Consider the following 20,462-nt stretch of genomic DNA (forward strand, 5'->3'; position numbering starts at 1 on the left):
TCACCGTAGGACAAAGTGGTCCCTCCGCTTCGATGAACGATCCCGGTTTCATGGGGGGAACCCACCGCATGCAGAGCAACGATCGTTCCGGAGCCGGCGCGCCCGGCGACCCTCGGATCGCCGCGGACGCGATTCGCCGGCACCTGATCGAGCAGATCGCGCGGCGCTCCCGGATCACCGCGGCCGAGGTCGACCCCGACCGTCCGCTGGAGGAGTTCGGGCTGGCGTCCCGGGACGCGGTGGCGATCGCCGGGGATCTCGAGCAGATGCTGGGCCGGGCCCTCCCCGCGACGCTGGTGTGGGAGCACCCCACGATCAACAAGCTCTCCCGCGCGCTGGCGGGCGGTGCGGACGGCGAGGCCGAGCAGGCGGCGGCCGCGCCGGTCCGGGCGGCTCGGCAGGACGAGCCGATCGCGGTGGTCGGGATCGGCTGCCGCTTCCCCGGCGGCGACCGCGACCTGACCGGGCCCGAGGACTACTGGCGGTTCCTGACCGGGCGCGGCGACGCGATCCGGGAGGTCCCGGACGGCCGCTGGGACCCGTTCGACGACGGTTCCCCCGAGGTCGCCGACCGGCTCGCGAAGACGACGCGGCTCGGCGGGTTCCTGGACGACATCGCGCAGTTCGACGCGCAGTTCTTCGGCCTCACGCCGCGCGAGGCGGCGGTGATGGACCCGCAGCAGCGCCTCGTCCTCGAGGTGGCATGGGAGGCGTTCGAGCACGCCGGGATCGGTCCGGCGTCGCTGCGCGGCAGCCGCACGGGCGTGTTCGTGGGCGTCTCGGCGCCGGAGTACGCGGCGTTCACCGCGTCGGATCTGGCGTCGCTGGAGCCGTTCACCGCGACGGGCGCGGCGCTCAGCATCATCGCGAACCGGCTGTCGTACCTGCTGGACCTGCGCGGCCCCAGCATGATCGTGGACACGGCGTGCTCGTCGTCGCTGGTGTCGACGCATCTGGCGGTGCAGGCGCTGCGCAGCGGCGAGGCGGACGTGGCGCTGGCGGGCGGGGTGAACCTGCTGCTGTCGCCGACGGTGACGATGACGTTCGACCTGGCCGACGCGACGGCGCGGGACGGGCACTGCAAGGCGTTCGACGCGTCCGCCGACGGCATGGTCCGCGCGGAGGGCTGCGGCGCGGTAGTGCTGAAGCGGCTGTCGGACGCGGTTCGCGACGGCGACCGGGTCCTCGCGGTGGTGAAGGGCTCGGGCGTCAATTCCGACGGGCGCTCCAACGGCCTGGTCGCGCCGAACTCGGACGCGCAGCGGGCCCTGCTGCGGGACGTGTACGCGACGGCGGGCGTCGAGACCGGCGAGGTCGACTACGTCGAGGCGCACGGCACCGGGACGTTCCTCGGCGACCCGATCGAGGCGAAGGCCGTCGGCGAGGTCCTCGGTGTCGGGCGCGGCGAGGACGAGCCGCTGCTGATCGGCTCCGCGAAGTCGAACCTCGGGCATATGGAGTCGGCGGCGGGCATAGCCGGTCTTATCAAGACCGTCCTGGCGTTGCATCACAAGGTGATCCCGCCGAGCGCGCACTACAAGGAGCCGAACCCGCACATCCCGTTCGACGAGCTGCGGCTCCAGGTCGTGGCCGAGGAGACGCCGTGGCCGGAGCGCGGCCACCCGGCGCGGGCGGGCGTGTCCGGTTTCGGGTTCGGCGGCACGAACGCGCACGTCCTGCTGGAGGAGGCTCCGGCGCGGGAGATCGTGTCGCACGCGGCGGTCGTCCGGACGTTCCCGCTGTCGGACACCAGCGACGACCGCGTCCGCGACCACGCCGCGCTGCTCGCCGAGTGGGTCCCGAACCGCGATGACGTGAGGCTTTCGGACCTGGCGCGGACGCTGCACCGGCGCGGCGGGCGCGGCCGGTCCCGCGCGGCGGTGTCGGCCCGTGACCGCGCCGGCCTGGTCGAGGGCCTGAAGGCGCTCGCGGAGGGCCGTCCGCACCCCGGCGTCGTGACCGGTTCGGCGCTCGGCGTCCCGGGACGTCCGGTCTGGGTGTTCTCCGGGTACGGGGCGCAGCGCGCGGGCATGGCGCAGCGGCTGCTGGAGGAGGAGCCGGCGTTCGCCGAGGCGATCGACGACCTGGACGGCCTGTTCGCCGAGGAGGGCGGCCCCGACCTGTGGTCGCTGCTCGAGGAGGGCCGCAAGCCGGACGGCCCGGCCGACGCGATGCCGGTGCTGTTCGCGATCCAGATCGGCCTGGCCCGGATGTGGAAGGCGTACGGCGTGACGCCGGGCGCGGTGATCGGGCACTCGATGGGCGAGGTCGCGGCGGCGGTCGTCGCGGGCGCGCTGGCGCCGCAGGACGGCGTGCGGGTGATCGTCCGGCGGTCGAGGCTGCTGACGCAGCTGGTCGGCGGCGGCGCGATGGCGGTGCTCGGCGCGTCCGCGCAGGAGGTCGAGCGGCTGGCGGACGGCCTGCCCGAGGTGTACGCGGCGGTGCACTCGTCGCCGAAGCAGACGGTCGTGACGGGCGACGCCGACCAGGTCGCCGAGGTCGTCAAGCGCGCGGAGGCGGAGGGCCGGCTCGCCCGGATGGTGCAGGCGGAGGGCGCGGGCCACTCCCCGCAGGTCGATCCGCTGCTGCCTGACCTGCGCGAACAGCTCGCCGAGGTCGGCCTCGAACCGGGCACGCCCCTCGCCGACGGCATCAAGCTCTACACGACGGCGCTGCCCGACCCGCGCGCGTTCGACGGCGAGGACGCGCGGCTGGACGTCGAGTACTGGGCGGCGAACCTGCGCAACCCGGTCCGGCTGACGGACGCGGTGTCGGCGGCGACCGAGGACGGCTTCCGGACGTTCGTCGAGGTCAACGCGCATCCGATTCTCGCGCACGCGGTCGGGGAGACCCTCGACGGCAGCGGCGCCCTCGTCACGCACACGCTGAAGCGGGCGCCCAAGGGCCAAGAGACCGACGACACGCTGACCTTCCACGCGCAACTGGCGACGCTCGCCGCGCACGGCCTGGCCGTTGCACAGCCTGTGGACGGACGGATCGTCGACGTCCCGCAGTCGCCGTGGCGGCACGAGCGCCACTGGGTGGACTTCTCGGCGCGCAAGCGCGGCGGCCGCGACGAGCACCCGCTGCTCGGCGCGCACGTCGAGCTGCCCGGCGAGGACCGGCACGCCTGGCGCGCCGACGTCGGCCTGGAGGCGCAGCCCTGGCTGAACGACCTGACCGTGCACGGCCTGCACGCGCTGCCGGTCGCGGCCTTCGCGGAGATGGCGCTGGCGGCGGGCGCGACGGCGCTCGGGACCGACGCCGTCCGCGTCAACAGCCTGTGGATAGAGCGCCCGCTCGCGCTCGCCGACCACACGACCGTGACCACGACGTTCGCCGAGACCGAGCAGCGGGTGGAGATCCACGCGCTGACGCCCGCCGGCACATGGGCGCGGCTGGCCAGCGCGGACGTCGGCGAGGACGACCGGGCCCCCGCCCCGCCGGAGCACGGCGCGGCGACGGAGGTCGCGGGCGCCGAGCGCGGATCGCGGTACTACCGGCTGCACCCCGAGGTGTTCGACCGCTGCCTGGCGGTGCTGTCCGACGAGGCGGCGGCGCTCGCGGGCGAGCGCGGCGGCGTCTGGCTCGCCGAGACGATCGGGAGCCTGCGCGTGTACGGGCCGTCGCATCGCGGCGGGCACGTCCGCGCCGCGGTGACCGACGAGGACGGCGAGCTGACCGGGTCCGTCCTGCTGCTGGACGGGGACGGCGAGGTCATGGCCGAGGCGACCGGCATCGTGCTGCGCCGCGCCGAACGCCACGACGTGCCCGTCCCGGTCGCCGGCAAGCTGGTCGAACTGGTCTGGGACGAGGCGGACGCCCCCGAGGCGGCCGAGGGCGACGGCGTCTGGGTGGTCCTCGCCGAGGACGACGACGCGCTCGCCGGCGCCACGGCCACCGGCCTGGAGGCGCGCGGGCGCCGCGTCGTCCGGCACGCCCTGGCGAACCGGGACGAACTTCCGAAGACGGACGACCCGGTGGACGGCGTCGTGCTCGTCCCGTCCGCCGACCTCGTGGACGAGGACCTCGTGCTCGCCATCGCGGACGTGAGCCGCTCCCTCCCGGACGGTCCGCGCCTGTACATCGCGACGCACCGCGCCGTCCCCGTGCGGGCGGGCGAGGCCGGCGAGCCCGGGCACGGGTTCGCGGCGGCGCTCACCCGCGTCCTGGCGTTCGAGCGGACCGTCCAGCGGGCCACGCTCGTGGACGTCGACCGCCCCGCCGACCTGGTCGACGAGCTGCTCGGCGGCGGCGCCGCCCGCGAGGTCGCCTGGCGCGGCGGCACACGCCACGTCGCCCGCCTCGCGCAGGCCGCCCTGCCCGGCTCCGACGCGAAGCCGAAGAAGATCGTCCGGCGCGGCGGCGCCTACGTCATCACCGGCGGGTACGGCGGGATCGGCCTGGTCACCGCGCGGCTGCTTGCCGAGCGCGGCGCCGGGCGCATCGTGCTGTCCGGCCGCGGCGGCCCGGGCGCCGACGCCGAGAAGGTGATCGCGAAGCTGCGCGAGAGCGGCGTGGACGTCGGCGTCGTCCTCGGCGACATCGCCGCCCCCGGCACCGCCGAGCGCCTGGTCAGGGTCGCGCAGGAGGGCGGCGTGCGGCTGTGCGGCGTCGTGCACGGCGCCGGCGCGATCGACGACCGGCTGATCGCCGACCTCGGCGCCGAGGATCTCCACAGGGTGTGGACGGCGAAGGTCGAGGGCGCGCGGCGGCTCAGCGAGGCCACCTGGGACATCGGCCTCGACTGGCTCGTCATGCACTCGTCGGCGGCGGCGCTGCTCGGCTCGCCCGGCCAGGCCGCCTACGCGGCGGCGAACGCGGCGATCGACGCGCTGGCCGCGTACCGGCGGGCGCACGGCCGCCCCGGGACCACGATCAACTGGGGCACCTGGTCGCGCGTCGGCGCCGCCGCCGAGACCTCGGTGACCGTCATCGACCCGATCAGCCCCGAGGAGGGCGCCGAGGCGCTCGAAGCGCTCCTCGCCCACGGCATGACCGCGACGGGCGTGCTCCGCTTCGACCCCGTCACGGCCGTCGAGCTGTTCCCCGAGATCGGCAACATGCCGTACTTCGCGGCGCTGACCGAGGCCGCCGCCGAGCGCGGCGCCGGCGACGCGGGCGACTGGCCCGGCGTCGACGCGCTCAAGGACCTCGACCCGGCGGAGGCCCGCCGGCTGATCGCCGCGCAGGTCAGGTACCGGATCGCGGCGGTCCTCGGCTTCGACCCGCAGCGCCTCGACCCGGCCGTCCCGCTCACCGACCTCGGCCTGGACTCGCTCGTCGCCGTCCGGATCAAGAGCGGCGTCGAGCACGACCTCGGCCTGACCGTCCCGCCCGCCGTGCTGCTGCAGGGCGCGAGCGTGAACGTGTTCGAGGAGTGGGCGGCCGGCGAGCTCGGCCTCGCCGACGCCGCCGCGCCGACCGCCGTCTCCAACGCCGAGTCCGGCTACGTGATGGCGCGCGACGCCGCCGAGCGCCTCGCCGTCCGGATCTTCGAGGACGTCCTCGGCCTGGACCGGGTCGGCGTCACCGCCGACTTCTTCGCCGACCTCGGCGGCCAGGAGCACCAGGCCGACCAGGTCGTCGCGATGGTCGCCGCCGAGCTCGGCGGCGAGGTCACGCGCGGCGAGCTGTTCGAGGTGCCGACCGCCGAGAACGTCGCGGAGGTCATCCGGGCCGCCGACGAGGAGGCCGCGCGGCAGACCGTCCGGCCGCTCAAGCCGTCCGGCGACCGCCGCCCGATCTTCATCGCGCACCCGGCCGGCGGCACCACCGCCTGCTACCGCCAGCTCGTCGACCTGCTCGGCGCCGGCCAGCCGGTCTACGGCCTGGAGCGGTTCGAGGACGCGCCCTCCGTCGAGGAGCGCGCCGCCCGCTACGTCCAGCACCTGCTCGAAGCGCAGCCCGAGGGCGCGTTCCGGCTCGGCGGCTGGTCGTTCGGCGGCGTCCTCGCCTACGAGACCGCCCGTCAGCTCCAGGCGGCGGGCCGCGAGGTCGAGTTCGTCGCGCTGTTCGACGCGGGCATCCCCCTCGCGGTCGACGACGAGTCCGACACCCTCGCCCGCCGCTTCTCCGCGTTCGCCGACTACATCAACGAGACGTACGGGCTGGACGTCACGCTCACCTACGAGGAGCTGTCCGGCCTGGACGAGGAGGCGCAGTTCGCGCTGGTCATGGAGCGGGCGGCGCCGCTGGTGGACTACATCCCGCCGGCGGCCCTCACCCACCAGCTCACGTCCCACCAGGACACCCGATCCCTGGAGGCGTACCAGCCGGAGCCCTACGACGGCCGCGTCATCCTCTACTACGCCCCGGAGGAGACCCCCTGGGCGGTGCGCGACGCGCGCTACGTGCTCGACGGGACCAACGGTTTCGGCGGGCTCTGCTCCGACCTGGAGATCGTCACGGTCCCCGGGGTGCACCACCTGAACCTGCTGGACCCGCCGGGCGTGGAGATCCTCGCCGCGCACCTGGAGGGCCGGCTCGCCGGACGCGGACCCGCCGCGGACGGCACCGCAAGCGGTGAGACACGGCGGTCCGCGGGCGGCTCGCAGGCGCAGGACGCGCCCGGCCGCGCCCGGGCCGCGGCACGGTCAACTCTGGCCCGCTGAGGGCCGCGCCCCCCACCCCGTCGTTCCACGGAGGACATTCATGGCCCACGACCTGCTCGACGCCGTCCGGTCCGGTGCGAGCGGACCCGAGCTGCAGGACATCGACCTGCCGACCCGGTTCCGCGCCGCGTTCACCCGCAAGGACGAGGTCGGCATCTTCGACGGCCAGACCGACAAGGACGTGCGCAAGTCCCTGCACGTCGACGAGGTCGACATGCCCGAGCTGGCGCCCGACGAGTGCGTCGTCGCGGTGATGGCGGCGGCGATCAACTTCAACACCGTCTGGTCCGCGATCTTCGAGCCGGTGCCGACGTTCGCGTTCCTGGAGAAGTTCGGCCGCCAGGGCTGGCACGGCGCCCGCCACAACCTGCCCTACCACATCCTCGGCTCCGACGGCTCCGGCGTCGTCGTCCGCACCGGCAGCGGCGTGAAGAGCTGGAAGGTCGGCGACAAGGTCGTCCTGTCCCCGTCCTACGTGGACGAGGAGGACCACGGCTCCTACGACGACGGCATGATGTCGGAGTCGCAGCTCGCCTGGGGCTTCGAGACCAACTTCGGCTCGCTCGGCGAGTACTGCATCGTCAAGGCCAACCAGCTGATCAAGAAGCCCGCGCACCTCAGCTGGGAGGAGGCGGGCTCCAACACCCTGTGCGCCGCGACCGCGTACCGCATGCTCGTCGGCACGCACGGCGCCCGCATGAAGCAGGGCGACGTCGTACTGATCTGGGGCGCGACCGGCGGGCTCGGCTCGTTCGCGACGCAGCTCGTCAAGAACGGCGGCGGCATCCCGGTCGGCGTGGTCTCCTCCGAGGAGAAGGCGGACATCGTCCGGGCGCAGGGCTGCGAGCACGTCATCAACCGCAACGACCTGAACCTCGGCGAGCAGGGCCTGCGCAACCCCAAGGCGGGCCGGATCCTGGGCGAGGCGATCCGCGGCCTCGTCGGCGAGGACCCCGGCATCGTGTTCGAGTACCTCGGCCGCGAGACGTTCGGCGCGTCCGTCTACGTCGCCAAGCGCGGCGGCAAGGTCGTCACCTGCGGCTCGTCGACCGGCTACAAGCACGAGTACGACAACCGCTTCCTGTGGATGCGGCTGAAGAGCATCATCGGCTCGCACGGCTTCAACTACCACGAGGCCGTCGAGGTGAACCGGCTGTTCTCCCTCGGCATGATCCACCCGACGCTGTCGTCGGTGTTCCCGCTGGACGAGGCGGGCGAGGCGACCCGCGCCGTCCAGACGAACCAGCACATCGGCAAGGTCGCCGTCCTGTGCGGCGCCACCGGCGAGGGCCAGGGCGTCGACGACCCGGCGCTGCGCGAGCGCATCGGCGAGGACAAGTTCAACCTGTACCGGCGCTGAGCCCGGGGCCGCTGGCCCCGGTTCGATGGCCACCCCGCATGTCGGGCCCCGGCGATACCGCCGGGGCCCGACATGCGTGTGCGGCTCAGGAGCCGGTCAGCTTGGAATACACGATCAGGTTCTCGGTGTAGTGGCCCGCCTTGGGATCGAAGGCGCCGCCGCACGTCACCAGGCGGAGCGCCGCGTGGTCGAGCGACTCCCCGAAGACCTTCTGGTGCGGGAAGGCGTCCTTGTTGACGCTCTGTGTCCGCTCCACGGTGAACGTGGCGGTCGTCCCGTCCTTGCGGCCGATCTGGATCTTGTCGCCCGGCTTCAGCTCCTTCAGCCGGTAGAAGACCGCGGCCTTCTTGTTGGCGTCGACGTGGCCGAGGATGACCGCCGGGCCGACCTCGCCCGGCGTCGGACCCTCCTTGTACCAGCCCGCCAGGTTCGGCCTGCTCAGCGGCGGTTCCTCGATCTGCCCGCCCGGCTTCAGCCCGATCTCCCCGACCGGCGCCGACACCCCGATCCGCGAGATCGTGATCTTGGTGGGCTCGGACGGGGACAGTGACGAGACGTTCGACGCGGCCGTGGTGCCGCCCGGCGTCGCGCTCGGTGCGGGCGGCGGCTTCGAGGACGAGGCGTCACCGCCGTCCCCTCCGCCGCCGCAGCCGCTGAGCAGCAGTCCGGTGAGCAGCACGCCGGCCGCCGCGAAACGGACGCGGCGACCGGCGGCCGATGCTGGGAACTCAGGCAACGTTCGACCGCTCCCGGGCCGTCCTGCGGCGCAGCGCGACGGCGCCGAGCCCGGCGGCCGCGAGCGCGCCCCAGCCGATCGCGATCAGCGGCGCCCCGGAGCCCGCCGTCCGGCCGTACATGCTGCCGTCACCGGTGTCGATCCGCCCGTTCGGGATCTTCGGCGTGGCCGGCTGCATGCTGTTGCCCGGCTTGGACGGGTTCTTCGACGGGTGGGTGCTGTACTTGACGGACCCGAAGCCCTTGCAGACCACCGTGACGACCGTCGGGTCGGGCAGGCTGCTCTTGAACGTGCCGGTCGCGGTCCAGGTGCTCTTGCCGGCCTTCTGCACGGCCAGCGGGTTGCGGGTGTAGCCGTTGCCGGTGATGGTCACCGGGCTCGGGCAGGTCACCGTGAACGTCGTCTTGCGGCCGGGCGCGACGACGCGGCTGGACAGCTGCACCTTGTCGAACCCGAACCGGAACACCGGCTTCGGCGTCGTGGGCGGCGTCGTGGGCTTGTGAGTCGTCGGAGGCGTCGGCTCCTGGCCCTTGGCGGACCTCCAGCGGAGCTTCCCGTCCGAGCCCGGGGCGCACACCATGGGTGTGCCCTTGGCCGTGTGGCCCGTGGCGCCGGCGGGTGAACAGAAAGCACCGGGGGTGACGACGCCGGTGGTGTCGGCGAGTGCGGTCCCCGCCATCCCGAACACCATGGACCCGGTGGCGACCGCTGCCGCGGCCAGCCGAGTTGCGCGCATGTGCCTGCTCCTCTGATCGGGGGGTCTCTCCGCGCGTCCCGGGCTGGACTCGCACCTGGCCGATGGCGGGGAAGCCGCGGAGCCGCGCGGCTGTCAGGCGGGTGCGCTCGTCTGGCGAGGCCCGGTGGGGCGGATGAGAACGATGAGCCTGGAGCCTAGCGGGATCAATCCCCGCACAACCGAAATGCGCCGAAAAGAGTGGCTGACTGGCCATTTCCGGAAATCTTCGGGAATGGTGTAAACCTCATCCGCCCCCTGCGCGACCCCCTGCCAAGGAACGATCTCCGGACGCATGACGGCGGACGCGAGGCCGTCGGACGGGCGACGGCGCAGGGCGCTCGCTCGCCGGCCACCGCTGGGGCCGGTCGGAGTGACCTCCGTCACACCGCTTTATGCAACCCGAGCCGACCCTTCGGTGACGCGCTGCGATTTCTAACGATACGGGCAAGAAACATCGCTTACTGTAGTCACCGCTTTTATGCGACAAAACAGATGATCTGTGCCAGTTTGGGGCGGGTTCCCGGTAAATGATCTTGGCCATCGCGGTGGCCAGGTGACCGCCCGAGGAGAGCTCCCATGAAACGGCACCTGAGGGCGCTGGCCCGCGCATGCGCGGCGACCGCGGTCGCCGCCGCCGGCCTGACGGCCGTCGCGGGCCCCGCCCACGCCGACGACCCGCCCACCCCCAGCCTGGACAACTACTACATGCGGCCCGCCTGGAACCAGGCGGAACTGCTCGACCGGACCAAGCAACTGGACGCCGAGCTCCCCAAGCTCGGCGTGCAGAACATCCTGAACGAAGCCCCCCGGCAGGGCAGCACCGCAAGCGGCAAGGCGTGCAACCCGCAGGCGCTCGACACCAACACGTCGCGCCGTCCCGACATCACCTACAGCTTCTGCTGGGACGGGTCGGACTCCGCCGCGTCCGGCAACTACGAGTGGACGCCGCAGGGCATCTCCACCGTCGCCGACGCCCAGGACGACAAGTACTGGGGCTCGGCCCAGCCTTTCGTCACCACCTGGTACCAGCAGCAGCACGGCACCGCCGTCGGCCAGCAGTGCAAGTACAAGAAGGACGGCCAGTGGGCCGAGCAGACGTGCGTCAAGGGCGTCCGGATCTCGATCGTCGACCCGAACACCGGCAAGTACGCCCACGTCCTGCTCGTCTACCCGTTCGTCAACGCCTCCGGCAACGCCAGCTACATGAGCCTGCGCACCGCGCAGGACAGCAGCCACGGCTCCCTGCACGCGGGCGGCATCGCCTGGTACGGCAACTACCTCTACGTGGCCGACACCGCGCGCGGCGTCCGGGTGTTCGACATGCGCTACATCTTCGACCTGCAGTCGGCCGGCGATAAGGCGGACATCACCGACAAGACGAAGATCGGGCGGCAGGACGGCAAGTTCTACTCGCACGGCTACCGCTACGTCATGCCCGAGGTCGCCGCCTACACCAACACGGTGCCGCGCACGGCCACCGGGAAGTACGAGTGCCGCAACAACAGCTCGCCGAACACCTCGTTCGCGTCGATCGACCGCAGCGGCACCGACCACCTGGTGACCGGGGAGTACTGCGAGCTGGCCAACGGCGACACCAACGGACGGGTCGCCGCCTGGCCGCTGAACGGCGACAACGGGCAGCCGGACCTGAACGCCACCTGCGTCTCCGACCTGCCGGGCCACGAGTCGATCCCGTGCTGGCACGCCGACGGCGCCTACGCGATGCCGGTCGACCACGTCCAGGGCGCGGCCCGCTACGACGGCACGTGGTACCTGAGCCAGAGCCGCGGCGACACCTCGGCCGGCGCCCTGCTCCACGCCCAGCAACCGGACGGGAAGACCGGCCTCCTCCGCTCCCTCGCACCCGGCCACTACGCGGGGATCGGTCCCGAGGACCTCTCCTACTGGCCCGGTTCCGACGCCGGACGCAGCGGCCTGTGGACGCTGACCGAGCACTACGGCAAGCGCATGGTGTACGTGACACCGAAACCCTGACGCTGACCGCACGGCGGGCCGCCTCCTATCGGGAGACGGCCCGCCGCTGTCATTCACCCCGCAGAAGCACCCGCACGACTGCCCCGAGCCGCCGGTCGAGCATCAGCACCGCCAGCCCCGGCTCCCTGCACGGCGCGAGCCGTTCCCCCGTGCTGGACACGAACCACCAGTCGGTCTCGTCCCTCGCGGCCGTGATGCTGTCCCCGAGCCACGGGATCCGCGCGTCCCAGACCCGCAGCAGCGGCGGCGAACCCTCGTACCGGAACTGCACACTCCACCCGTGCAGCCGCAGCCGCCGCGCCAGCCGGTTCAGCTGGAAGCACACGAGCCAGGCGTCCGGCGCGGCCGGTGAGTCCGGGGGGACGCCCACCGGCCGCGCCTCCTCCGATGACCGGATCCGGCCGTTCATCGGAAACTCCTAATGCGGCCCTGCGCGCGCGCCGCCTCCTTTATCAGCTCGGCACGCAGCTCCTCTGGGGCCGCCCTCATCATCGTCGCGTCGACGCCGGCGCACGGGTCTATGAGCGTCGCCACGTATTCACCGGGCAGACCGTCCCAGCGCCGCGAACGCCATATGCGGTGCCCAGGGAATTCCTGTCGAAGACGCTCGATAGCCGAGCTGTCCGGTTTCGATTTTGTATCGTCCATGGCAGGTCCCATGCTCGGATTCGCGGACGGGGAATGTGTTATAAGAATCACAGAAGTGCGTCGCTCCCCGCCAGCAACCCCCCACAGGGAAGGCGCAACCCCCCGAAAGATCAACGAAACCCGGCCCGGGTTTCCAAAGGAGATCTCATGGGCTCGCGCAACGAACCATACGAAGCTCCGGCAATTCAGGCATTCGCCTCAGAATTGACGGCCTGGCGAGAAATGACCGGCCTCAGCAAGACCGAACTCGCCGAGACCCTCGGCTACACCCCCCAGTGGATCGGCCAGGTCGAGGCCGCCAAGAGCATCCCGTCCAAGGAGTTCGCGCAGAACCTCGACACCCACTTCACCACCAACGGCGTCTTCGAGCGCCAGCAGAAGCGCATCATCGAGACCCGCCACAAGTCCATCCTCCCGCCCGGCTTCACCGAGTACCAGGAACGCGAAGCCGAAGCGAACCAGATCCGCGGCTTCGATCTCATGCTGATCCGTGGCCTGCTCCAGACGGAGTCCTACATGCGTGCGATCGTGGGCCACGATCAGGATCCGGACACGGCCGAGAGGCTCATCTCCGAGCGTCTCAAGAGACAGGAGATCCTGACTCGCGAGAACCCGCCGCACGTATGGTTCACGATGGACGAGGCGGCACTGCGCCGAAGCATCGCAGGACCGGACGTCATGCGTGAGCAACTCGCGCACCTGCTCGCCATGGGCGAGCGCCACAACGTCTCCATCGACATCGTGCCGATGGACCAGCGGTACTACGAGGGGCTCACGGGAAGCTTCACCATCCTCGACTTCACCAACGCGCCGGAGGTCGCGTATACCGAGTCGGCGGGGCAAGGAGTGCTTATCCAAGATCCGCGGAGGGTCGCGACATTCGCAGTAATGTACAACTCACTGCGAGGCGACGCGCTCCGAGTCGAGGAGTCGCGAGCCCTGATCACGAGTGTGATGGAGGAGTACGGATGACCGGACAAGATCTATCCGCCGTGAAGTGGCGCAAGGCGAGCCGTAGCGGCCATCAGGGCGGCGAGTGCGTGGAGGTTGCCGAGGTCGCGCCAGTGGTGGCAGTCCGCGATTCCAAGGACCCGAACGGCCCGAAGCTAGCCTTCGACACCTCTGCCTGGCGCGCGTTCATGCGTCGTGTGAAGGACGAGGAGTACGGGTGACGGCGTCCGGCCTATCAGCCGTGAAGTGGCGCAAGCCCAGCCGCAGTGCCCACGAGGGCGGCAATTGCGTCGAGGTCGGGAGCGTCCCACAGGTGGCGGACGAGGCGTGGCGCAAGGCGAGCCGTAGCGGCCATCAGGGCGGCGAGTGCGTGGAGGTAGCCGGGGTCGCGCCGGTGGTGGCAGTCCGCGATTCCAAAGACCCGAACGGCCCGAAGCTGGCCTTCGACGCCCCCGCCTGGCGAACCTTCACCGAGCGCGTGAAGTCCAACGCCCACGACCTGCCCTGACGCGGCCACCCGAGAGCCCCCTTCCGCGACGACGGACGGGGGCTCATCGCGAATGGACAGCTTGATGGCACTGATCGTCCGGGACGGGCCCGCGTGGACGTGCGTCGACTACCACCAGTTCTTCCTCATGGAGCCTGAGCAGCAGGACTTCATACCGGAGGAAGCCGGCGGCCTCATCTCCGCCACCGGTGAATCGGTCATTGTGCACACTGGCATCGCCAATGGCCATGTGGCGGTGCACGTTGAGATCCACGACGACGAGCCGGTTGTGGACGAGGCGGGCTGGGAAGAGATCGCCGAAGCCGGCGTGCAGATCGAAGAGGGTCCACTCATGGTGCGCTGCCTCATGGAGGATCCACCGGACCTTCCTTCGCTCACTCCCCTCGGCCCGGGGTCCTATCAAGTTCGCGCCCACGCGCGTGGGCGTGACATCGCCTACGACGCGTGCGTCCAGCGATCACAGGAGGTCTACCTGTTCCAGGTCTGGCCCGCCCCGTGCCTGCCCCTGCACGTCCTCAAGCAGACGGACCTGTGCGGCCAGGGTCGGCGCCGCCCCGCAGAGGGATAGCCGAACCCGCCGGAGCGGCCGTTGCGGCGAGCCCCCGAAGCGATGAGTACCCCCGATTGGGGGCCGCTCGGTCGACGTGCGCCGGTTCACGGTGTCGAGGTCGCTGGTCATCCTGTATGCGGCCCCGAGACGGCACAGAACCGCCAGGCCCCACCAGAGAGTGTCCGTCAGAGCCCAACCCGTGGTGTGCTCGGGATCCTCCATGCCCAGATGGAGGGCCCTCTCGACGGACGTGGCGCCCGGGACCGGCACGGGAGCCGGCGGAACCTCGGACGTCGTCCACGCCCCGGCCAGCCGCCAGAAGAGGTCCCGCGTCTCCGGACGGCCGTCCCCGGTGACGCGGCAACTGGAGCGCGAGCGGAACGGCTCGTCGATCCCTCGCGTGCCGGACCGTTCGTCCGGCGCCAGCAGGAGCACCCCCGCAACTTCCAGTCCGGCCCGGCCGGCCAGGGCGTCGGTACGCTCGGCCCGCGCGGTGCGGGACGGGACGTTCGCGTCGACCAGAATTCCCGGGCCTTCGAGGTGGAGATGCCCGCAGAGGTCCAGCCAGGTCCACCTTGACGGGTACCCCGCGTACGTCGAGGAGGAGCTCGGGACTCCCGTCCGGCCCCGTGCCGGGCACGTTCGCCGAACCACCCACGCTGGCCTGGTAGTGCGCCTGAGCCGAGAAAGTGTCGGGGCTGCGCGAACTTCTCTATGCCTTCAGGACATCCAGATGCCCGCACCGGCCCGCAGGTTCGGGGCGTGGGGGGTCGGATTGATCACGTCCAAGCGCGCCAACCCCGCCGGGCCGCGCCCGCATCTCACCTGGCACAGCGCGACCACGAAGGCAGCGCACCGAGAAAGGGAGCGGCGACCCATGCGGAAGATCGTGATATCCGGAGCGACGGCGGCGCTGGCCCTCGGCCTGACGGCCTGCGGCGGCAACAATGGCTCCGGCAGCTCCGTGGCGGCATCGCCCTCGGCGCCCTCGTCGCCCACCGCCACCACGCCCGCGCCGGCCTCCACCCCGAACGGCGCGTCCACTCCGAACGGCTCCTCGACTCCGCAGGGCTCAGGAGGGACGGGCGCCCCGGTCGTCCACCACACCCCGCCCGCGCAGCAGGGCGGCCAGCAGGTCACCTCCAAGTGGGGACGGCTGCACTACCTGGCGCCGGGCAAGTTCATCGTCGGCAACATCGGCTTCTTCACCGCCGAGGACACCGTCGTGTACGTCGCCGGAGGCACCTGCCCCGACGGCAGCACCCCGCCCGACGACAGCAAGTGCTCCATCGACGGACTCGACGAATGGGCGCAGGCCGCCCCGCACAACGTCACCGTCCGCTTCTCCGGCCAGGCTGCCACCACCATCACCGAAACCCAGTAACGACCACCCGCCCGCCGTTGGACGGGGAGCCGGTCACGGCCCGGCAGGGCGGTGCTGCGCGACGAGGTCGTGGTGGACGGCCTCGGGCTCGTAGCGGGCGAGGAGGCGTCGCGCTTCGGCCGGCACCACCGATGACGTCCTGTCACCGGCGAACTCCTCTACCGCGGCCCAGTCCGCGAAGGACATCACAACGGTGAACTCCACCTCGCCGCCGGCGTCCCGGCGGAGGACGTCGGCGCCCAGCAGTCCCTCGACGGACCGCGCCAGGAAGCCGGGAACGATCTCGCCGTTGAGAAGTCGCTGGTAGGCATCGGCGTCGTTTGGTGCCGTCCACCCGCGCCAGATTCGAACGATCATGCGGGCACTCTAGGCGAGTACGCCGTCCCGGTCATGGACGGAGCCCGCCCCCACTCGCGTCGCACCGAGTTCCTCAACGACCGTCCCGCAATGGCGAAAACGCTTTGACCTGCAGAGCCGTCATCCCGCCGCTGGCGGTCGCGGTCGTCGACGTTGTCGGAGAGCCGATCGTCCTACGGCGAGACGATGGCGGTACGCCGATGACCGGCCGCATCGCCGTCGCTAAGGCGCGTACTGCGCTGTTGGCGCTGAAGCCGTCCGGCGCGTCCGGCGGTCAAGCTCTCGAAGACGAAGAGGCGGTAAGGACGGCGGTGCAGCGGTGGCAGGAAAACCGGTCTGCTGACAACTAGCTAGGCATCGGACGGCGAGGCCGGGGACCAGCCGCGGAACCACCACGCCGCCGCATCGGCCCCTGTCCGGGGCCGGGCCCGGACAGAACGCGACCCCGGCAGCGAAGTGGGACGCTGACCGGGGTCTGTTCTGGTCTTGGGCCGGTGTGTGGGTCGCCTCTCGGCGAGATGCGCAACGCGGCTCCAGCCGAACGGTATTCCGCGAAGGCGATAGGTGAGGCCCGGGGACACCAGGCACACCGGCTGTTTGTTGTAGCCACCCGGCGCCGCCATCTGTTCCCGAGGGGCTATGCGGAGCGGGTGCGGTCTGCTGACTGGGTCCGAGCGGGCGCTGCTGGACGTCTGGTTCCCGCGTCCGGAGGGGCTCGACCCGGTCGGCGCCGCCGCGCTGTCCATGGCGGTCGAGACGGCCTACCGGGGCCTGGACGCGCTCGGCGTCCGCGATGGCGCGACCGTGCTGGTGAACGGCGCCGGCACCACCGTCGGGTACGCCGCGGCGCCGATCGGTTAGCTTCTGCGACGAGACGAACGGGTCAGGACTCGGCGGCCAGCCGGATGCCGAGGGCGACGAGGACCACGCCGGAGACCTGCTCCATCCGGCGGCGGACCGACCGGCGCTGGAACACGGCGCGGGCCCGTCCGGCCAGCCACACCATCGGCAGGTACCAGATCATGTCGACCAGGGCCCAGATCACCGAGAACAGCACGAGCGTCGCCAGGACGGGGGCGCCGTGCGGGACGAACTGGGGCAGGAACGACACCGCGAACACCCCGGCCTTGGGGTTGGCGAAGTTGGTGACCACGCCCTGCCGGAACGCGCGCCCGTGCGACACGGCGGACGTCCGGACGGGCTCGTCGTCCTCGGCGGTGCCGCGCCGCGCCTGCCACAGCGCGCGCATCCCCATGAACACCAGGACCGCCGCGCCCGTGATGCGCATCGCGTCGTAGGCCAGCTGCGAGGCCAGCAGCAGGGCCGACAGGCCGAACGCGGCGGCCAGCCCCCACAGCAGCACTCCGCATTCGTTGCCGAGCACCGTCGCCACGCCGTTGCCGCGGCCGCTCATCAGCGAACGACGCAGGATCGCGGCCGTGCTGGGCCCGGGAACCATCGCGACCAGGAAGGCCGCGCCGACGAACGCCACGAGCGAGGACATCATTCGCTCAGTATTCAGAGCCGGACGTACCCGCACAACAGCGTTTCCGTCGCGTGGCTCCGGCGGGTTCAGCCGAGCAGGTCGCCGGTCAGTGGCTTCCGCGCAGGGGCCTGCCGGACGGTGTGGAGGCCATGACCGTCGAGGGTGAACCGCTGCCCGTCGGCCGGGAACGTGACGTTCGGACGGGTGGGCGCGGGGACGTCGTCGCTGAGGTGGGTGGACAGCACGTGCAGGCCCGGATGGCGTTCCGCGAGCGCTTCGATCTCGTGCAGGCCCATGTGCCCGAGCTTGCCCTCGGCGGGGAAGGTGGTGTCGGCGATCAGGGCCGCGCTGGTGGACGCCAGTTCCTCGACCGCCGGGCAGTAGGCGGTGTCGCCGGTGCAGCCGAGAACGGTGCCGTGCTCGTCGGTGATCCGGTAGCCCAGGCCGGGGACGGTGTGCTGCACCGGCAGCGCCCGGACGTGGTAGCCGTGCCCCGTCCACTCGCCGCCCTCGTCGCCGATCTCGACGAACGACGGCCGGGTCTTGGCGCGGATGTTCTCCCAGGTGTCGGGGTAGGCGAGGTCGAACACCTGCTGGACGCGGTCGGCGAAGCCGGTGGGGCCGACCAGCACCAGGTCGCTGTCGCGCTCGTGCAGCAGCCCCTGCTCCAGGAACAGGAAGACGATGTCGAAGAAGTGGTCGGCGTGGAAGTGGGTGATCAGGCAGACGTCGACGGCGGCGGGATCGAGCCCGGCGCGGCGCATGGCCTTCATCGACCCGTTCGGGGTGTCGATCAGGACCTTGCCGTCGACCAGCGCCGACGAGCTCATCCGGTCGCTGATGATCGACCCGGTACCGATGAACCGCAGTTCCATGCCGTGCGTCCCTCTCCGTCGGCCGCCCACCACTCAACGTAACCGGGGACGTCGTTCGGTAACCGTGAGAAGTCCCTAACCCGTGCGGCCGCCCTCCGCGCTGATCAGGAGGAGGCGGTCGCGGGCGCGGGCGAGCATGAGGTGGAGCTGGCGGGACCGCTCGGCGAGGAAGGCGTCGCGGGCCTGGAGGCCGTCCGGTTCCGCCGTGGACAGGGCGATGACCAGGCGCAGCACGGCGAGCCCGTCGGGGCCCGGTGACGTCGCGGGCCACGTTGGCGGCGTAGGCGCGCAGGTCGCCGTCGAGGGTGCCGGTGCCGGGGATCGGGTGAATCCAGCGCGGGGCACCGGCGAGCGCGCCGGTGCCCCAGGTCGGTGTCTCTGGCGCGCCGTCAGCCGAACTGGCCGGGCTGGTAGTCGCCGGCGGGCTGGCGGGTGATGACGTTGAGGCGGTTGTAGGTGTTGATGAGCGCGACAAGGGCGACCAGGGCGCTCAGCTGCTCCTCGTCGTAGTGCTTGGCGGCGTTCGCCCAGGTCTCGTCGGAGACCCCGCCCCCGTCGGCGAGGCGGGTGCCCTCCTCGGTGAGCTCCAGCGCGGCCCGCTCGGCCTCGGTGAAGACCGTGGCCTCCCTCCAGGCGGCGACCAGGTTCAGCCGCAGCGAGGTCTCCCCGGCCGCCACCGCGTCCTTGGTGTGCATGTCGAGGCAGAAGCCGCAGCCGTTGATCTGGCTGGCGCGGATCTTCACCAGCTCCTGCGTCGCGGCCGGCAGCGACGTGTCGGCCACCGCCTTGCCTGCGGAGTTGATGTACTTCGCGACCTTCGCCGCGACCGCGTTGCCGTAGAAGTTGATCCGGGCGTCCATGGTGGTCTCCTCAGTTCGCGTTGCCGCTTATACCCCCATGACGGATCGGCCCGCCCGGATGTGACAGGTCCGCACGAGGAAACGCGAGGAAATCATGGAAGCTCGGCGCCGAACGCCTGGAGCGCCTCGGTGACCGGCTGGAAGAACGTGACGCCGCCGCTCTGGCAGTCGCCCGAGCCGCCCGACGTCAGCCCCAGCGCGGTGCTCCCGCTGAACAGCGGCCCGCCGCTGTCGCCCGGCTCCGCGCAGACGGTCGTCTGGATCATCCCGGTGACCGTCCCCTCGGGGAAGTTCACCGTCGCGCCGACCGCCGTGACCCGTCCGGTGTGCACGCCGGTCGTGCTGCCGCTCCGCGCGACCTGCTGGCCGGCCACCGCGTCGGCGGCCTCCGTGATGGGCTGCGCGGTGCCGTCGTGCAGGTCGACCGCGCTCTGCCCGTCGGCGGTGGCCTGGACGAGCGCGAAGTCGTCGCCCGGGAAGTCGCTCTGCACCGTCGTGCCGAGGGCCTCGGCGCCCTGCTGGTCGGCGGTCCAGTTCTGGACGATGTTCCCGCAGTGCCCGGCGGTGAGGAAGAACGGCTGCCCGTCCCGCTGGACGTTGAAGCCCAGCGAGCACCGCGCGCCGCCACCGAAGATCGCGTCCCCGCCGAGCGTCGCGAGCGTGTGCAGCCGGCCCGGGACGCGCACCATCCGCACGGCCGTCCCCATGCGCCGCGCCTCGCGGCGGGCGGCGGCCATCCGGGTCCCGGTCACCGAGTCGTCGGTCCACATCACGACCTGGGACGTCGCGGGGTCGACCGCCCAGCCGGTGCCCGGCGTCCCCGCCATCGACCGGCGCAGCGCGGCGGTCACCCGGTTCAGCGTGCGCGGGGTCCGGCGCATCGTCTTCGGCACGGCGCCCGCCGCGCGCACCATCGAGGCGTCCGCCGCGTTGGTGACCGTGACGACGGGACGTCCCGCAGGGTCGAGGTAGGCCCCGGCCGTCCGGCCGCCGAGCCGCCCCGCGACCCTCGTCGCGAGCGCCGCCGCTCTGGGCTGGGCCTGCGCGGTCCGCGGGCGCGCGTCTCGCGAGCGGGCCTGCGCATCCCCGGCCAGCTTCGCACCCTGCGGCCCCTCATTGGTCTGGACGGCGTACAGCGACCCGGCGACCAGCCCGGCGGCCCCGGCGACCGCCGCGCCCGCTCCGGCCACGGTGCGCAGACGACGTTTCCTCGCGGCGTTCCGGCGTCCCATGAGCCCTCCAGCTCCCGAGATGACGATCTACGGGAGGAGGTACGGCGCCGTGCCCGCCGGAGTTCAACGGGGCTGCGCCCCCGGCCCGTCGCCGCCGTTTCCGCTGGTCAATCCCGGAGGGCGCGCAATGATCTACTTACGGTCAGTAGTCGCGCGCTCGCTCTGCGGGT

19 protein-coding genes are annotated in these 20,462 nt (G+C 71.9%); 10 read left to right on the top strand and 9 right to left on the bottom strand.

The annotated features are described in order from the left end of the window. Nucleotides 1–68: 68 nt before the first annotated feature. Together ABD296_RS26365 and ccrA are read left to right on the top strand one after the other, a co-directional pair. Nucleotides 69–6,614 (top strand): SDR family NAD(P)-dependent oxidoreductase, encoded by a 6,546-nt coding sequence (locus ABD296_RS26365; RefSeq protein WP_344272444.1) that lies wholly within the window; start codon nucleotides 69–71, stop codon nucleotides 6,612–6,614. A 40-nt stretch (nucleotides 6,615–6,654) separates the two neighbouring features. Then, entirely contained in the window at nucleotides 6,655–7,974 is a 1,320-nt protein-coding gene (ccrA, locus tag ABD296_RS26370; protein ID WP_344272448.1) for a crotonyl-CoA carboxylase/reductase, read from the top strand. 85 nt (nucleotides 7,975–8,059) lie between these two features. On the opposite strand, the gene ABD296_RS26375 is transcribed toward ccrA, so the two are convergent. Together ABD296_RS26375 and ABD296_RS26380 are read right to left on the bottom strand one after the other, a co-directional pair. Then, nucleotides 8,060–8,710: a class F sortase gene (locus ABD296_RS26375; RefSeq protein ID WP_344272451.1), complete on the bottom strand. Its 651-nt coding sequence runs from the start codon at nucleotides 8,708–8,710 to the stop codon at nucleotides 8,060–8,062. Further along, nucleotides 8,703–9,446: a hypothetical protein gene (locus ABD296_RS26380; protein WP_344272454.1), complete on the bottom strand. Its 744-nt coding sequence runs from the start codon at nucleotides 9,444–9,446 to the stop codon at nucleotides 8,703–8,705. Before ABD296_RS26380 ends, ABD296_RS26375 begins: the two co-directional genes overlap by 8 nt. Before the next feature lie 576 nt (nucleotides 9,447–10,022). On the opposite strand from ABD296_RS26380, the gene ABD296_RS26385 reads away from it, so the two are divergent. Further along, a complete protein-coding gene (locus tag ABD296_RS26385; protein ID WP_344272457.1) occupies nucleotides 10,023–11,441 on the top strand; it encodes a hypothetical protein in 1,419 nt (472 codons plus the stop codon). A gap of 49 nt (nucleotides 11,442–11,490) precedes the next feature. On the opposite strand, the gene ABD296_RS26390 is transcribed toward ABD296_RS26385, so the two are convergent. Then, nucleotides 11,491–11,850, bottom strand: a complete 360-nt coding sequence (locus ABD296_RS26390; RefSeq protein ID WP_344272460.1) for a hypothetical protein — start codon at nucleotides 11,848–11,850, stop codon at nucleotides 11,491–11,493. 386 nt (nucleotides 11,851–12,236) lie between these two features. Here ABD296_RS26390 and ABD296_RS26395 point away from each other — a divergent pair, with 386 nt between their 5' ends. The 5 genes from ABD296_RS26395 to ABD296_RS26420 all read left to right on the top strand — a co-directional run bounded on the left by ABD296_RS26395 (nucleotide 12,237) and on the right by ABD296_RS26420 (nucleotide 15,482). Further along, the gene (locus ABD296_RS26395; RefSeq protein WP_344272463.1) at nucleotides 12,237–13,061 is read left to right on the top strand and encodes a helix-turn-helix domain-containing protein; all 825 of its coding nucleotides are present in this window, start codon (nucleotides 12,237–12,239) and stop codon (nucleotides 13,059–13,061) included. Further along, on the top strand, nucleotides 13,058–13,261 hold the full coding sequence (locus tag ABD296_RS26400; protein ID WP_344272465.1) for a DUF397 domain-containing protein: 204 nt from the start codon (nucleotides 13,058–13,060) through the stop codon (nucleotides 13,259–13,261). Before ABD296_RS26395 ends, ABD296_RS26400 begins: the two co-directional genes overlap by 4 nt. Before the next feature lie 20 nt (nucleotides 13,262–13,281). Beyond that, complete coding sequence (locus ABD296_RS26410) at nucleotides 13,282–13,548, top strand: DUF397 domain-containing protein (RefSeq protein WP_407061516.1); 267 nt, start codon at nucleotides 13,282–13,284, stop codon at nucleotides 13,546–13,548. A gap of 64 nt (nucleotides 13,549–13,612) precedes the next feature. Continuing rightward, the gene (locus ABD296_RS26415; protein WP_344272468.1) at nucleotides 13,613–14,116 is read left to right on the top strand and encodes a hypothetical protein; all 504 of its coding nucleotides are present in this window, start codon (nucleotides 13,613–13,615) and stop codon (nucleotides 14,114–14,116) included. An 859-nt stretch (nucleotides 14,117–14,975) separates the two neighbouring features. Then, a complete protein-coding gene (locus tag ABD296_RS26420; protein ID WP_344272471.1) occupies nucleotides 14,976–15,482 on the top strand; it encodes a hypothetical protein in 507 nt (168 codons plus the stop codon). Nucleotides 15,483–15,515: 33 nt separating this feature from the next. Here the strand turns inward: ABD296_RS26420 and ABD296_RS26425 are convergent, their stop codons facing one another. After that, on the bottom strand, nucleotides 15,516–15,839 hold the full coding sequence (locus ABD296_RS26425) for an antibiotic biosynthesis monooxygenase (protein WP_344272475.1): 324 nt from the start codon (nucleotides 15,837–15,839) through the stop codon (nucleotides 15,516–15,518). On the opposite strand from ABD296_RS26425, the gene ABD296_RS26430 reads away from it, so the two are divergent. Next, the gene (locus tag ABD296_RS26430; protein WP_344272478.1) at nucleotides 15,806–16,189 is read left to right on the top strand and encodes a heme-binding protein; all 384 of its coding nucleotides are present in this window, start codon (nucleotides 15,806–15,808) and stop codon (nucleotides 16,187–16,189) included. The two genes, ABD296_RS26425 and ABD296_RS26430, sit on opposite strands and share 34 nt — an antisense overlap. 289 nt (nucleotides 16,190–16,478) lie before the next feature. After that, nucleotides 16,479–16,700 (top strand): hypothetical protein, encoded by a 222-nt coding sequence (locus ABD296_RS26435; RefSeq protein WP_344272481.1) that lies wholly within the window; start codon nucleotides 16,479–16,481, stop codon nucleotides 16,698–16,700. 22 nt (nucleotides 16,701–16,722) lie between these two features. Here ABD296_RS26435 and ABD296_RS26440 read toward each other — a convergent pair whose 3' ends face one another. The 5 genes from ABD296_RS26440 to ABD296_RS26460 form a co-directional block, all read right to left on the bottom strand. After that, a complete protein-coding gene (locus ABD296_RS26440) occupies nucleotides 16,723–17,346 on the bottom strand; it encodes a LysE family translocator (protein WP_344272485.1) in 624 nt (207 codons plus the stop codon). Nucleotides 17,347–17,411: 65 nt separating this feature from the next. Next, nucleotides 17,412–18,200, bottom strand: coding sequence for an MBL fold metallo-hydrolase (locus ABD296_RS26445; RefSeq protein ID WP_344272489.1), 789 nt, complete (start codon nucleotides 18,198–18,200; stop codon nucleotides 17,412–17,414). Between the two features lie 75 nt (nucleotides 18,201–18,275). After that, complete coding sequence (locus ABD296_RS26450) at nucleotides 18,276–18,434, bottom strand: hypothetical protein (protein ID WP_344272492.1); 159 nt, start codon at nucleotides 18,432–18,434, stop codon at nucleotides 18,276–18,278. A gap of 155 nt (nucleotides 18,435–18,589) precedes the next feature. Continuing rightward, the gene (locus tag ABD296_RS26455) at nucleotides 18,590–19,060 is read right to left on the bottom strand and encodes a carboxymuconolactone decarboxylase family protein (protein ID WP_344272495.1); all 471 of its coding nucleotides are present in this window, start codon (nucleotides 19,058–19,060) and stop codon (nucleotides 18,590–18,592) included. Between the two features lie 92 nt (nucleotides 19,061–19,152). Then, a complete protein-coding gene (locus ABD296_RS26460; protein ID WP_344272499.1) occupies nucleotides 19,153–20,250 on the bottom strand; it encodes a S1 family peptidase in 1,098 nt (365 codons plus the stop codon). Between the last annotated feature and the right edge of the window lie 212 nt (nucleotides 20,251–20,462).

It is taken from the genome of Actinomadura napierensis, from assembly GCF_039529375.1.
GTDB classification, from domain to species: Bacteria; Actinomycetota; Actinomycetes; order Streptosporangiales; family Streptosporangiaceae; genus Spirillospora; species Spirillospora napierensis.

Coding starts and splice junctions, on each gene's coding strand:
- ABD296_RS26365 (WP_344272444.1), top strand. CDS start 69: ATGCAGAGCAACGATCGTTCCGGAGCCGGCGCGCCCGGCGACCCTCGG.
- ccrA (WP_344272448.1), top strand. CDS start 6,655: ATGGCCCACGACCTGCTCGACGCCGTCCGGTCCGGTGCGAGCGGACCC.
- ABD296_RS26380 (WP_344272454.1), bottom strand. CDS start 9,446: ATGCGCGCAACTCGGCTGGCCGCGGCAGCGGTCGCCACCGGGTCCATG.
- ABD296_RS26385 (WP_344272457.1), top strand. CDS start 10,023: ATGAAACGGCACCTGAGGGCGCTGGCCCGCGCATGCGCGGCGACCGCG.
- ABD296_RS26390 (WP_344272460.1), bottom strand. CDS start 11,850: ATGAACGGCCGGATCCGGTCATCGGAGGAGGCGCGGCCGGTGGGCGTC.
- ABD296_RS26395 (WP_344272463.1), top strand. CDS start 12,237: ATGGGCTCGCGCAACGAACCATACGAAGCTCCGGCAATTCAGGCATTC.
- ABD296_RS26400 (WP_344272465.1), top strand. CDS start 13,058: ATGACCGGACAAGATCTATCCGCCGTGAAGTGGCGCAAGGCGAGCCGT.
- ABD296_RS26415 (WP_344272468.1), top strand. CDS start 13,613: ATGGCACTGATCGTCCGGGACGGGCCCGCGTGGACGTGCGTCGACTAC.
- ABD296_RS26420 (WP_344272471.1), top strand. CDS start 14,976: ATGCGGAAGATCGTGATATCCGGAGCGACGGCGGCGCTGGCCCTCGGC.
- ABD296_RS26425 (WP_344272475.1), bottom strand. CDS start 15,839: ATGATCGTTCGAATCTGGCGCGGGTGGACGGCACCAAACGACGCCGAT.
- ABD296_RS26435 (WP_344272481.1), top strand. CDS start 16,479: ATGCGGAGCGGGTGCGGTCTGCTGACTGGGTCCGAGCGGGCGCTGCTG.
- ABD296_RS26440 (WP_344272485.1), bottom strand. CDS start 17,346: ATGATGTCCTCGCTCGTGGCGTTCGTCGGCGCGGCCTTCCTGGTCGCG.
- ABD296_RS26445 (WP_344272489.1), bottom strand. CDS start 18,200: ATGGAACTGCGGTTCATCGGTACCGGGTCGATCATCAGCGACCGGATG.
- ABD296_RS26455 (WP_344272495.1), bottom strand. CDS start 19,060: ATGGACGCCCGGATCAACTTCTACGGCAACGCGGTCGCGGCGAAGGTC.